The 13315-nt window shown below is 37.6% G+C and carries 11 protein-coding genes and 3 tRNA genes; 6 read left to right on the forward strand and 8 right to left on the reverse strand.

Features of this window, described 5'->3' with window-relative positions; all coding sequences use genetic code 11:
* The first annotated feature begins 62 nt into the window (after positions 1 to 62).
* From HU137_RS12510 to HU137_RS12520, 3 genes are all read left to right on the forward strand, one after another.
* Positions 63 to 605, forward strand: coding sequence for a hypothetical protein (locus HU137_RS12510; protein ID WP_182044197.1), 543 nt, complete (start codon positions 63 to 65; stop codon positions 603 to 605).
* Positions 606 to 819: 214 nt separating this feature from the next.
* Positions 820 to 3186, forward strand: a complete 2367-nt coding sequence (locus HU137_RS12515) for a DUF11 domain-containing protein (protein ID WP_182044198.1) — start codon at positions 820 to 822, stop codon at positions 3184 to 3186.
* A gap of 17 nt (positions 3187 to 3203) precedes the next feature.
* Positions 3204 to 3728 (forward strand): hypothetical protein, encoded by a 525-nt coding sequence (locus HU137_RS12520; protein ID WP_182044199.1) that lies wholly within the window; start codon positions 3204 to 3206, stop codon positions 3726 to 3728.
* Positions 3729 to 3837: 109 nt separating this feature from the next.
* On the opposite strand, the gene HU137_RS12525 is transcribed toward HU137_RS12520, so the two are convergent.
* From HU137_RS12525 to tamL, 6 genes are all read right to left on the reverse strand, one after another.
* On the reverse strand, positions 3838 to 4230 hold the full coding sequence (locus HU137_RS12525; RefSeq protein ID WP_182044200.1) for a hypothetical protein: 393 nt from the start codon (positions 4228 to 4230) through the stop codon (positions 3838 to 3840).
* Positions 4231 to 4280: 50 nt separating this feature from the next.
* A tRNA-Leu gene (locus tag HU137_RS12530) sits at positions 4281 to 4364 on the reverse strand.
* A 28-nt stretch (positions 4365 to 4392) separates the two neighbouring features.
* Positions 4393 to 4465: transfer RNA gene (locus HU137_RS12535), tRNA-Gly, on the reverse strand.
* Positions 4466 to 4514: 49 nt separating this feature from the next.
* Positions 4515 to 5381 carry an acetyl-CoA carboxylase, carboxyltransferase subunit beta gene (gene accD / locus HU137_RS12540; RefSeq protein WP_182044201.1) on the reverse strand — a complete coding sequence of 289 codons (867 nt, stop codon included), beginning with the start codon at positions 5379 to 5381 and terminating at the stop codon, positions 4515 to 4517.
* Positions 5382 to 5424: 43 nt separating this feature from the next.
* On the reverse strand, positions 5425 to 6495 hold the full coding sequence (gene fbaA / locus HU137_RS12545; RefSeq protein ID WP_182044202.1) for a class II fructose-bisphosphate aldolase: 1071 nt from the start codon (positions 6493 to 6495) through the stop codon (positions 5425 to 5427).
* A 52-nt stretch (positions 6496 to 6547) separates the two neighbouring features.
* The gene (tamL, locus tag HU137_RS12550) at positions 6548 to 9133 is read right to left on the reverse strand and encodes a translocation and assembly module lipoprotein TamL (protein WP_182044203.1); all 2586 of its coding nucleotides are present in this window, start codon (positions 9131 to 9133) and stop codon (positions 6548 to 6550) included.
* 47 nt (positions 9134 to 9180) lie between these two features.
* Between tamL and HU137_RS12555 the strand changes: the two genes are divergently transcribed.
* Together HU137_RS12555 and HU137_RS12560 are read left to right on the forward strand one after the other, a co-directional pair.
* Positions 9181 to 9921 (forward strand): TrmH family RNA methyltransferase, encoded by a 741-nt coding sequence (locus HU137_RS12555; protein WP_182044204.1) that lies wholly within the window; start codon positions 9181 to 9183, stop codon positions 9919 to 9921.
* Between the two features lie 185 nt (positions 9922 to 10106).
* Positions 10107 to 11444, forward strand: a complete 1338-nt coding sequence (locus HU137_RS12560) for a serine hydrolase domain-containing protein (RefSeq protein ID WP_182044205.1) — start codon at positions 10107 to 10109, stop codon at positions 11442 to 11444.
* A 40-nt stretch (positions 11445 to 11484) separates the two neighbouring features.
* Here the strand turns inward: HU137_RS12560 and HU137_RS12565 are convergent.
* Both HU137_RS12565 and HU137_RS12570 read right to left on the reverse strand, forming a co-directional pair.
* Positions 11485 to 11571, reverse strand: a tRNA-Ser gene (locus tag HU137_RS12565).
* A 40-nt stretch (positions 11572 to 11611) separates the two neighbouring features.
* Positions 11612 to 12649, reverse strand: a complete 1038-nt coding sequence (locus HU137_RS12570) for an asparaginase (RefSeq protein WP_182044206.1) — start codon at positions 12647 to 12649, stop codon at positions 11612 to 11614.
* Positions 12650 to 12839: 190 nt separating this feature from the next.
* On the opposite strand from HU137_RS12570, the gene lysM reads away from it, so the two are divergent.
* Positions 12840 to 13298, forward strand: coding sequence for a peptidoglycan-binding protein LysM (gene lysM, locus HU137_RS12575; protein ID WP_182044207.1), 459 nt, complete (start codon positions 12840 to 12842; stop codon positions 13296 to 13298).
* The last annotated feature ends 17 nt before the right edge of the window (positions 13299 to 13315 follow it).

Below are 13315 nucleotides of genomic sequence, written 5' to 3' on the forward strand. Positions count from 1 at the left end.
TTTGCACTTTTTTATTTTTTCTTCCTCCCTGTATAAATGCTCAGGCGAATGGGGAGAAAAGTTTGGCTATCCAGAATAGTGAGGAACCCACATCCATTTCCGATACGCTGTCTATCCCATCTCCTGAATTTCAGAAAAATAAACCTGAAATAATTCACATAAAGGGAAATACCAAAATTTACATCGCAGAAAACACGACAACTACTCTGTCAAAAATCAATAGTGAATTTATCATTATCCAGAAAGTTGAGGAACCTCAAGTAGAAAAAACATCTCCGAAAAAAGAAAAAAGACCCCAGAAAATTGCCCAAATAAAAGAAACAAAAACCGAGGAGAAAATAACGAAAAAAAGCCCATCGAACTATCTTTCATTTCCGTTCAACGAAAGCCAAAGTTATGGTCAAGGTTATTTTCCCGGTGTTGCTTCTGCCAATCCTTTTTCATGGACAAAAAAACAAAATTCGGCCGTTGATTTGGTGAAACATGATTTCTATCCTATTCTTATAAATAGTTCCGGAATCATTTCCTATTCACGCGAAATCAAATCGGTCTTTTCTGAAAATCAACCCTATATTTCCAGACCACCTCCTGCCCGGCTATCATAAGTTTTATCAATTCAGATAAAAATGGAAAGCCATCTCATTTAAGATATTTCGATACTTATTTCAACTGTTTTTTTTCAGTAATTAAGAACCCGCCTTTTCTTATTTCTTTCCCGTTTTTCCAAAAATTGCTAAATCAATTTCCATTAAGTTGCACAAGTTGCGATTTATACAAAATAGCCTGACAGGCAAATTTATACCTAACTAAAATTATCATATGAAAAACATTAAACAGATTTTTGCTGATTTATTCAGCACCTCTTTACTATTACTTTTGACCTTATTATGCAGCGTTCCGTTATTGGCAGATGGTTCCAAAGATCTTTACCCATCCGGAGCCCCAGGAGTCCGGGCGTATTTACGCTCATCTACCGCTGCAACTGAAAACTGGCCTTTCCCTACGGAAGGAACGCACTATGTATATGCAAAAGCAGGAGAAAGAATTACCCTTGCCTCCAGCGTACAAAACTTATCGGGAAATCCCAGAATTCGCTTAATTTCTCCAAGCGGAACAACTGTAGTTAACAATACCAATACCGGAAGAATCACCAACCGTACGGCAGAATTAGCAGGTCCCCAACTATTTGGACAAACCGGAGGGAATCGGTATACGCCTATTTATTATACAGTTCCCGTAGGTGGAGATGGGATTTACCGTGTTGAATTTGTTGGCAGAACAACAGCTACACCCAGTACCACCTATAATGCAAACGATAATTGGTCCCAGGGAAGTGACGGTATAGTGGCTTGGGATGTTTCCGTTATCAATACTGCAAATACAGGATTCATAAAAGGCCGTGTTTATGCTAACGTTTTGAATTTCACCAATGGAACAAACCAAGCGAACTCGAGCGGGTTCTATGGACGTATGTATACACGCACCAAAGATGGTTATACCTATCGGGTAAACAACAATGGGAACAACGGTCTTTATTTCACCTTTTTTGTCAATAACAATGGTTTCTTAGATGAAACTACACAGGAACCTATATACAAAAGTTTAAATGGTTCAACTTCCACCTTTTTAGATGGAAAAGTACATGACCCGAGAATTGCCGACACTTCCATAAACATCACACATAAAATCTTCTATACATTACCGTCTACTGACTTACCTACATCTTCAAGCGGTGCGGTTCCCGGTGGAACAACTTGGTTGAGTAATCCGGTGACGGTTCCAACGGTGTCAAATGTTGTCGTAACAGGAGTTGAAGGTACTCCGGGGCAAGTAAGTAATAAAGGCGGATATATAGAGTTTGATGCAGATGTACAGGGAAATTACAATATCGTGATTGAAAGCACTCCTTCCAATCCTACTTTTGCCACAAGAGTAATTACCGGTTCGTCAACAGCCGGTCATAATACCATCTATTGGGATGGAGAAGACGGCAACGGAAACGAATCTCCGGTAGGAACATTCCCTGTCAATATAACCGTACAATTACAAGGAGCGGAAGTGCATTTCCCCTATATAGATATGGAGTACAACCGATTCGGAACAATTTTAGAATTATTGAATCATAACAATCTGAACGTTGTTGTATCAGACATTGTATATTGGGATGACAGAGATATAGCCAATGTTACGAACGGCTCCAATCCATCTCCTAAAAATAATTCCCATCTACCCCCTGCAAACAGTACCGGAATCAGCAGTACTAGTAATGGTCATAAATGGGGAGTAGGTGGTTCAGGTGTTTCCGGTCAGTTTGGAGATGAAAAAGCTATAGACACCTGGACATTTATAAAAGGAGAGGAAGTTACCATCCAAGCAGAAGTAATCGTAAAAATTGCCGATTTATTGATCTCAAGTCTTTCAGCAGATGAATCGATTATTTATGAAGGAAGCGAATTATTGTACACTGTCGGTGTAAAAAATGACGGGCCAAGCGATGTTGAAGATGCCGGATTTTTCTTTACGGTTCCGGAAGGATTTACACCTGTATCCTATGTGTTTCAGACAAATTCCTGTGGAATCGAAAGCACAGCTTTGACCTTTAACCCGACCACAAACACCTATACGTCAAAATTGGATTTACCTTCCGGTTGTGAAATCACCTATTTGATTACAATTGAAGCAACCAATTTGGTAACTCCGGGAGCACAAGAAGTGGAAGCGGCAATATTACGTCCAAACGACGTAACCGACCCTGATGCCACCAATTCAGATATCACAATTCCACCTACAGATCCTCATTTTGAATGCGACAACAACGGTCAAGGAGGCAATTGTAATAACATAATGATTCATAATAACGTGACATTTGACAGCCCCTGTGTCAAACCGGGTCTTGCCGGAACACCAAGCGGTTATTCAAAAACCGGAATATTGACCAAAGGAAAACCTTCCGTAGCCAACTGGCCGAATGTTGTACCAAACGGCTATTTGGTTCTAGATGCAGCCCAAAAAGGAATGGTCATTACCCATATGAACACTTTGCAAAGAGACGCGCTGACACCTGTAGAAGGTATGATTATTTACAATACAGAGTTAAAATGCGTCCAACTTTACAGAGGAAGCACCCCTGGAGTTGACACCGCAAGAACCGGTTGGAATTGTATTGACAAAGGATGTAACGAATAATTAAAAAATAAATTAAAATGAATACAACATATTTTAAAATAATTGCCCTTTTAGGACTTTTAGCAGTAAACTTCGGATTTTCACAAATAGCCATCGGAAAACCAACTGTCGCCAATTCCAGCGTATTACTGGATTTTGGAACAGATGGCAAAGGAATTATTTTACCTTCGGTAGATACAGCCCCTGGAGCAGTAGGCGGAACTTTTATCTTTAATACGACAGAAAATACCGTTCAGGTTTGGGAAGGTAAAAACACAGGCGGAACAGGTGGATGGACAAATCTAACCGTCCAGGGAGATGCAGTATCCCATTCTTTTATCAATGCAGGATCTGATACGGGTGATGGTGTAATTATCGGTGCCAGTTCCTCTTCAAAACCGGGTGTTTTGGTTTTGGAATCAACCGATAAAGCCATGGTTCTGCCTCTAATCGCCAGTCCTCACCTGAACATGGTCGGAGCAATTGCCGGTACGATGGTTTATGATACCGATGCCGATATGATTGCAATCTATGACGGTGCAAACTGGAATTATTGGAAATAATCAAGCAGGATTATTGAACATAAAAAACCGTCTCAATTTGATATTGAGACGGTTTTTATATTCTAATTACTACGTGAAAATCTACCTAAATTGAGCGCAACTGTTTCCGTCAATATTTGATTTGAATTTTCTTTATTTTTTCATCGAAACAATTTAACTGGCTTTTGCGAATATGGTTTCGTTTGATCCGGATCTCTTTCTCAGCATTTCGAAATGTCCATTCGCCATCATAAGTAAATACCTGTCGGATGTCCGCAATGTCAATTTTTTTCCTATCAAAAATACGGATAGAAGAAATATGGTCTTCAGTAATTTCACAATATCCTTTTCCATTTCGCCAAACCACTTCCATTAGCGCTTCTACCCATAGCAAAATCGTCGCAATCCAAAACACTTCACCCACCCAAAGGGCTATATAAAGAAATACCAAAGAAGGAATAAATCGAACCAGAAAAATGGAAAATAATTTTTTACGGGAATAATGGAAAAGCATTTGATTCATTCTTAAAAATTAAAAAATCCTGAAAACCAAATGGTAATCAGGATTTTAAGTACCCCAGGCGGGACTTGAACCCGCACGGACTAATGTCCACAGGATTTTAAGTCCTGCGTGTCTACCAATTCCACCACCAGGGCATGGTAATTTTCTATTTCAAATAAATAGAGCGAGAAACGGGACTCGAACCCGCGACCCCGACCTTGGCAAGGTCGTGCTCTACCAGCTGAGCTATTCTCGCAATTGGGACGCAAATATAAACATTCCCTTTTATCTTTTACAAATAATTTTTACTTTTTTGCAGCAGCTTTCTCTACTCCCGTAGGCATCAATAGGTTAATGGATTCGGAAATTTGCTTTTTCAACATTTTGCGGTGTACAATCATGTCCAAAAATCCTTTTTCCAATAAAAATTCAGAGGTTTGGAATCCTTCCGGTAAGTCTCTACCGATGGTTTCTTTGATGACCCTTGGTCCTGCAAACCCAATTAAAGCTCTGGGTTCTGCAATCACCAAATCTCCAACTGATGCAAATGATGCCGTTACACCTCCATAAGTTGGATTGGTCAAAACAGAAATATAAGGAAGTTTTGCATCGGCCATTTTGGTAAGCATCGCTTCTACTTTTGCCATTTGCATAAGTGAAATCGCTGCTTCCATCATACGAGCACCACCTGATTGGGAAATCAAAATATAAGGTAAATTGTTTTTTAAACAATAAGCCATCGCTCGGACGATTTTTTCCCCCATCGCAGAACCTAGTGATCCGCCGATGAATTTAAAATCCATCGCACTGACCACGACATCCCTTCCATTCATTTTCCCGGTCGCAGAGCGGAGTGCATCTGTTAGTCCCGTTTTCTTTTTCACATCTTTCAGACGGTCTTTGTATTTCTGAGAGTCGCTCCAACTCAATGGGTCTTTGCTCTCTACTTTCGCATCCAGTTCTTTGAATTTACCATCATCAAAAAGGATTTCAAAATATTCTTGACTCCCTATTTGAACATGAAAATCATCATCCGGACTCACATACATATTGGCTCTTAACTCCTCTGTATCGATGATTTTACCACTTGGAGACTTGTACCAAAGTCCTTTGGGAACATCTTTTTTCTGTTCCGTCGTGATATTTTTTTTCGTTCGTCTAAACCACGCCATTTTTTTCTTACCTTGGTTTTCGTTATCGTATATGTTTTCTAAATTATCCAAGTCGATTGATATTATTTAAATCTTCACAAGCTTGAATCAACCTGTCTTTAAATGATACTTCTCCTTCTCTCAACCAAACTCTTGGATCATAGATTTTTTTGTTCGGTTTATCGTCTCCTTCCGGATTTCCGATTTGCGCTTGTAAATAATCTTTTTTCGCATCAAAATATTTACGCACACCTTCCATAAATGCAAATTGCAAATCGGTATCGATGTTCATTTTGATCACACCATATCCGATGGCTTCTCTGATTTCTTCTAGTGTAGAACCAGAACCTCCATGGAATACGAAATCAACCGGATTTTTATTTGTTCCAAATTTTTCTTCGATGAATTTTTGCGAATTATCCAATATCTTTGGTGTCAAAACCACATTTCCGGGTTTGTAAACACCATGCACATTTCCAAATGCCGCAGCTACCCAGAAATTGTCACTTACTGATTTCAATTGCTCATAAACATAAGCAACTTCTTCCGGTTGTGTATATAATAAAGAATTGTCCACACCACTATTGTCAACTCCATCTTCTTCTCCACCCGTGATACCCAATTCGATTTCCAATGTCATTTCAACTTTGGACATTCTTTCCAAATATTTCTTCGAAATCTCCATGTTTTCTTCCAATGGTTCTTCTGAAAGATCCAACATATGTGAGCTAAAAAGCGTTTTTCCGGTTTTATGGTAAAAGTCTTCGTTTGCATCCATTACTCCGTCGATCCATGGCAATAAATTTTTGGCGCAATGGTCTGTATGCAAAATAACCGTCGCTCCATAAGCCTCTGCCAAAGCATGAATATGTAAAGCACCTGCGATAGAACCTTTGATGGCTGCTAATTGGTTTTCACCTTTCAAACCCTTTCCGGCATTATAAGCAGCACCTCCATTTGAGAATTGAATGATCAATGGAGAATTTACTTGAACTGCAGCTTCCATAGCGGCATTCACAGTACTTGACCCAATAACATTACAAGCCGGCAAAGCATAGTGATTTTCTTTTGCGTCTTGAATGATTTCTTTTACTAATGAGCCGGTAGCTACACCGGCAGGAAATTTTCTACTCATAATTGATTTTTTGATGCTTTATCTCTCGACAAATATAGAGAACTTAAATTATTTAAAAAGGATAATTGATTCCAAATGCTAAGCGTGGTTTGAGAATATTCAAATTGTCAAATTGCCATCGGTCGCCAAGCGGATAACTCGGGTCGTGAATTTTATAAGCCAAATCCAAACGAATGATCAAATAGGTCAAATCCAAACGCAAACCAAATCCTGAACCTATACCCAATTCTTTGTAAAAATCCTTGAATCTAAAGAGTGTCAACTCATTGTCTTTATCAGTCCCCCAAATATTTCCGGCATCCACAAAAAAAGCACCGTGAAATAAATCGGTCATTTTAAATCGGTATTCGACATTGAACAATAATTTCAAACGCTCGATAGCAAAAACATCATCTCCTCCTGCATATCTCGGGAAATCTGCAGGGCCCAATGTTGCTGCCGTCCAACCTCGGACGTCATTGGCTCCACCTGCGGTGTAACTACGTGAAAAAGGTATGAAATCCGTATTTCCATAAGGTTGGATAAATCCAAATAATGCACGAGTTGCCAATGTTGATTTGGAATTGATATTAAAATATTTGCGGATGTCAACATCCAATTTTACAAATTGCGAATAAGGAACATTGAAAACCATCCCTGACTCATCTCCTTGTTCGTTTTCTGTTTGGTAAAAACCAAAAGCATTATCGAGTAAACTCAAAATATTTCCTGAAGTTTCTACTCTTCCTTTGAATAACCAAGGATTTTTTACATTTCGACGCTGACTTTGGTCCCAAGTGTATTGATAAATCAGCGATGTAATCAACACGTCTTGCGTAATGGTTTGTCTTCTGAAATTCATGTTTTCAAAAATGGACAAAGATTCTAAACCATCTTCATCAAGAGAAGTTAAAAAAGCTTGATCATCATAAATCATTTCTATTACATCTATGTCCGATAACTCTCCATTATAATGCTGAATTGCCGCTGCAGGGTTATACATAAAGTAATATTGATTGAAAAAATTATTTTTAATGTTTTTATCACCTTCAAATACATTGAAATAATTTTCCTTTTGAAGATTGTTCACAAACTCTGTATTCAACACACTCAACATGTGCGAGTGAGTGTCCCGGTAAGAAATATTATAATCCAATCCGGTCGAATAAGTAACCCTTCCCAATCCGATGTTTCGCTGAACGGAAGTACCGATTCTGAAGTCGGTTTGTTTATAAAAGCGTTTGGAAAATAGATTATCTACTTTTAAAGGAAATAATAAATACGGAAAACCGATTTTTGACTGAAAAGCCAATTCAAAAGCATTGAAAAAACTGCCTTCGTCTGTAAATTTTTTGTTGACATTTCCGAGCGTTCCTCTTACGGTTGTTTCCAGATTTTCTCCTCCACCAAAAAGATTTCGAGCCACCAAAGACACTCTAGGTGAAATCCCGAAATTCATGAATTCAGACCAAGAAAGTTCTGCACCATAATAGATATCGTATTTCTTTTTTGCCCGGAAATACAAATCCACATCTAGGATACTGTCATTTCTGATCAATTCAGCATTTTGTTCATCCCATTTATAGGAAAAGGATGTTAAATTGATTCCTTCCCTTTTGGAGAAATTTCGTTTGGTTTGAGATTCAGAAATAAATCGATACAGTGAAGAATCACGAACAACCATTGCGTCTGTAAAAAATTTAGGACGGTATTTCATCTTTGGATCTACATAGTGCAGATGATAACCTTCATAAATGGTATCATAATAAACCGGCGGTTCTTTATCTTGCGGAACAGGGTCAGAATCGGGATAAAGGTGGATTTCTCCATAACGGTATTTTGCAAACTTTTCTTTCACCCTTATGGAATCTTTATCGGCTCCTTTTGGGATCAATAACGTAATTGCGAGTTGTTTATCACTCAAAGTCGTATCAGCCGTAAATTCTACCGCTTGACCGTCTTCATTGAACTTCCAATATCCTCTGTTTTTAAAATATTCTTCTATTTTATCGCGTTCTGACATGAAGTTATCCATGTCATAACGCTCTCCCACTTTGATATCAGAACCTCTTTTTACCAAATTTTCATATTGGCGCAATAGGGCTGTATCTTTTATGATGTGTGCATAAGATTCGATTATAGAAACTTCACCGGGTTGGATGTTATAAATCACTTCACCCTTTTTTGCAGCACTGTCCAAATCATGTTCAGATTTCACTTCGGCATCAAAATAGCCGCGATCAAAATAATAATTCTCCAAATTTTCTTCCGAAAAAGCGGACATCGCAGTATCGATTAAAACCGGAGGTTCGCCTTGGTTGTATCGAAATCTTTTTAGCCAAAGAGAATTCCCGGTATATTCTTCCAAACCATTTTTCTGCAACAAACTATCCAAAGACTCTTGCGTCCTACGCTTTTTGGTCAAATCATAATATTCGGCAAACGTGGTATCAAATTTAGCCGGAACAGAATTGTACAATAATAATTTTAAAGGAAACAATCCAAAGAGCGCTCCACCATTTGGCTTTTGTTTGACGTAATCCGGTAAATTGGATTTAAAAGGTTTTTCTTTTTCTTCGAATTTGAATTCGTTTTTGGTAAGCAGATGTTGTCCCTCAGGAACTTTTTTTGTTACGTTACAACTATAGACAATCATCAACAGAATAACGAATAATATTATCTTTGCATTTAGATACTTCATTTCAGATGCTTACAAATAATGAAACCAAACTAATCAATTCTTTGGTCAAAAAAAAATTTAGGCAAAAATACAATAACTTTATCGTTGAGGGTGTTAAAATCATCGATGAAGCATTGAAAAGCCCGCTGAAAATACACAAAGTTTATTCCATAGATCATGTTTTTGGAGAGAAAAATGCTTTTGTAGAATTGATTTCTGAAAGAGAATTAAAAAAAATCAGCCAATTGGTACAACCCAATACAGCATTGGCTCTCTGTGAAATACCTGATGAAAAACCCATTCAAACCGAAGGATTGATTTTGGTTTTGGATGACATCAGAGATCCGGGAAATTTAGGAACAATCATTCGTTTGGCAGATTGGTTTGGTATCGAACAAATCGTTTGTTCTACAGAAACAGTTGACGTTTACAATCCAAAAGTGATCCAATCCACGATGGGCTCTTTCCTACGCGTTCAGATCAATTATACCGATTTACCTACTTTTTTTGATCAGTATAAGTATCCGGTTTTAGGAACTTTCATGGAAGGTAAAAATATCTACCAATCTCAATTTCCTGAAAATGCAGCGTTGGTTTTAGGTAATGAGGCCAATGGAATTTCTGATGAATTGGTTCCCTATATTTCAGAAAAAATCAGCATTCCACGTCTTGGCAACCTTCAACAAACGGAAAGTTTAAATGTAGCGATGGCAACGGGAATTATTCTCGGCGAAATCGCTTCACATCATTTTAAGCTGAATTCTTAGCAAAAAGTTAATTATTTGTTTTGGAAATTAGTTTTGCAGTAAATTGGCTCGCAAACAAAACACACAAAAGAAATTTGACGAAATGAAACCTACATGATTAAAATTATTATTAGTCACACAGTGAAATGATTATTTTAATCTTCAAAGGTTACATGTGAACATTGAAAAGCAATAAAAATAAACACATGAAAAATTGGAACTGGCTTCTACTTATCCCTTTACTTATCAACTTTACACAATGTAAGAATTCTAAAACCGACCAACTTCAAACTTCAAAAAACATCAACGACACGATCCCTCAATTTGATTCGATCAATTGGGCATCAGCATATCAATTTCAAAAAATAGATCTGGTTGACCAAGCCAACAAATACCGGTTTTTGGACAAATTTTATCATGATTTTTGGATGCATAAAAATGTAAGCGGCGGCTTTTTAGTTGCCCAACATGGAAAAATCATTTATGAAGGTTATTCGGGATTTTCAGACATTGAAAATCAAATTCCGCTCACTGCTGAAACGCCCATCCATATAGCGTCAATCACAAAGGTACTTACAGGATTGGCCATATTAAAATTGGTAGAATTTGACAAAATCAAATTGAACCATAAAGTTTCAAAATACCTCAAAGGATTTCCTTATGAAGATGTAACGATTGAAGATCTCATGAATCATCGAAGCGGTTTACCCAATTATCTTCATTTGTCGGACGATAAAAACTATTGGGACAATTCAAAAAAAATGACCAATCAAGATGTTTTGGAGATATTGATTCAGAAAAAACCGGAAGCAACCGGGCCAGCCGGTAAAAATTTCTCCTATAACAATACCAATTTTGTATTGCTAGCGCTTATCATAGAAAAAGTAACCGGACTGAGTTACCCAAAAGCCATGAAAAAAATGGTCTTTAACCCGCTGGGGATGAAAAACACCTTCGTGATGGAATTTGAAAAAGATTCAGCTCGCGTTTCCAAATCTTACTATAATAATGGACGCCCTTGGAACTATGATCACCTCGATGTTACGTACGGTGATAAGAATATTTATTCGACACCCAGGGATTTATTCCAAATGGATCTTGCGATGTATTCGGACCAATTTTTACCCAAAAAATTAAAAGAAAAAGCATGGAAAGGCTATAGTTATGAGTCGAAAGGAGTGAAAAATTATGGACTGGGAATCAGGCTTATGGAATGGGACAATGGTGGCAAAATCCTTTACCACAACGGTTGGTGGCATGGAAACAACACGACTTATGTAAGGGATTTTGAAAATGAAGCAACCATCATTTCACTTGGCAACCGAAAGAACAGAACGATTTACAGTACTTTCAGATTGGTGAGTTTGTTTGGGGATTACCCATTTCGGTTTCCGGACGCTTCCGATAGCCACTCTGGAAAATCGGAAGATTCCTTAAAAAATCTAGAAAAACAAATGGACAGTGTGAAACAGAAAACGCGAAAAGATAAAGTTGAACATTTGGAAGAAAAAGTGGATTCCATCAAGGGGAAAATAAAAAAATAAATAAAAAAAGGTGTCTGATGCTGACACCTTTTCTATTTTGCAGAGAGGAAGGGATTCGAACCCTCGATACAGTTACCCGTATACTACCTTTCCAGGGTAGCTCCTTCAACCACTCGGACACCTCTCTGTTTGGGTTGGCAAATGTAAAAAAATAAATTCAGTTTGTATCAATATTCTTTTAAATAGGTCAATTCCCCTCTTAAATCCATCTCATACAGCTTCTTAAATTCTGCAGAATTAAGATTTTGACCTAACAAATAAATGGTTTTAGCGATAGAAGCCTCTGTCGTCAGATCAAATCCATTGATCGCACCGATTTCCTGAAAGATCTCACTGGTTTCATAACGACCGATTTCTACCATTCCACCCGCACATTGCGTGTTGATGATAAACAATAAGCCTTCTGCTGATTTTTTACGAAGTAATTCTTTGAACCAACCGAACGAAAAAATATTGCCTGACCCAAAGGCTTCGATGATCATCACTTTCATTTCATCCGTTCGAAACATACTTTCTATAAAAGCTCGGGACATTCCCGGAAAAATTTTCATCAAACCTAAATCTGTATTTAAATCTGTGTGAATGGTAAAAGGAATACTTGGATCTTCAGTCCTTAAAACATGCGACCGAACATCCAACCTTATCCCCGACTCTCCTAGATCAGGATAATTGGGAGATGCAAATGCATCAAAATTCTCGGCATTGATTTTAGTGGTGCGATTGGCACGTAAAAGTTTATATTCGAAATAAATACAAACTTCCTTGATACTTGGTTTCCCATTTTCTTGTAAAGAAGCAAAATGGATAGAAGTAATTAAATTCTCTTTTGCATCCGTTCTGAGGTCACCCACCGGCAATTGAGATCCGGTAAAAATCACAGGTTTCTGCAAACCACTCAACATGAAACTTAAAGCAGAAGCCGAATAAGCCATCGTATCAGTTCCATGCAAAACGACAAACCCATCGAAAAATTCATAATTCTTTTGAATAATTTTGGCCAACTCTACCCAATGATCAGGATTCATGTCTGAAGAGTCGATGGGAATTTCAAAGCCGGTAAATTGGATCTCACTATCGATCAAACTCAATTCCGGTATATGTTTCAAAAGATTTTCAAAGTCAAAAGGCTTCAAAGATTGCGTTTCATAATCTTTGGCCATCCCGATCGTTCCACCGGTATAGATCAATAATAATTTGGTTTTCATGTTTGAATTTACGATTGGCCAATTTAAAGAATTCATGGAATCTAGGCAAGGTTTCGTTCCAATTGGTACAGAAATTGTGTTATAAAAGGAAAATTCTTAAATCGTTAAAAAATTTTAGGGTTAATTTAAAACTAATGGAACAATAATTGTTTACTTTTACTTACTATTAACCAATAAAAAATAGAGAATTATGGGATTATTTTCATTTATTAAAAATGCAGGTGAGAAAATCTTCGGAGGAAATGAAACTCCAGAAGAAAAAGCTCAAAAAGTTAAAGACCATGTTTCAAAATATGGATTTGACCTATCACAAGTTACCTTTTCCGCAAACGGAGACAAAATTGCGGTAAATGGTTCCGCCAAAAATTTGGACGAGAAACAAAAAATTCTTGCAACTGCAGGAAATGTAGACGGAATTGAAGGTGTTGAGGATAATCTTACGCTTGTCGAGCCTTTAAAATTTGAAATGCCAGACTTTTCAAAAACCATGTACACCGTAAAAAGCGGAGACAACCTTTCCAAAATATCAAAAGAAGTATATGGTGACCCAAATAAATACAATACGATATTTGAAGCCAATACCCCAATGCTCTCAGATCCAGATAAAATTTATCCGGGACAAGTATTGTACATTCCGCCACAAGGATAAAAAATAGGCAGAGTTCC

The organism is Moheibacter lacus, assembly GCF_014042165.1.
GTDB lineage: Bacteria > Bacteroidota > Bacteroidia > Flavobacteriales > Weeksellaceae > Moheibacter > Moheibacter lacus.

Coding starts and splice junctions, on each gene's coding strand:
- HU137_RS12515 (WP_182044198.1), top strand. CDS start 820: ATGAAAAACATTAAACAGATTTTTGCTGATTTATTCAGCACCTCTTTA.
- HU137_RS12520 (WP_182044199.1), top strand. CDS start 3,204: ATGAATACAACATATTTTAAAATAATTGCCCTTTTAGGACTTTTAGCA.
- HU137_RS12525 (WP_182044200.1), bottom strand. CDS start 4,230: ATGAATCAAATGCTTTTCCATTATTCCCGTAAAAAATTATTTTCCATT.
- accD (WP_182044201.1), bottom strand. CDS start 5,381: ATGGCGTGGTTTAGACGAACGAAAAAAAATATCACGACGGAACAGAAA.
- fbaA (WP_182044202.1), bottom strand. CDS start 6,495: ATGAGTAGAAAATTTCCTGCCGGTGTAGCTACCGGCTCATTAGTAAAA.
- HU137_RS12555 (WP_182044204.1), top strand. CDS start 9,181: ATGCTTACAAATAATGAAACCAAACTAATCAATTCTTTGGTCAAAAAA.
- HU137_RS12560 (WP_182044205.1), top strand. CDS start 10,107: ATGAAAAATTGGAACTGGCTTCTACTTATCCCTTTACTTATCAACTTT.
- HU137_RS12570 (WP_182044206.1), bottom strand. CDS start 12,649: ATGAAAACCAAATTATTATTGATCTATACCGGTGGAACGATCGGGATG.
- lysM (WP_182044207.1), top strand. CDS start 12,840: ATGGGATTATTTTCATTTATTAAAAATGCAGGTGAGAAAATCTTCGGA.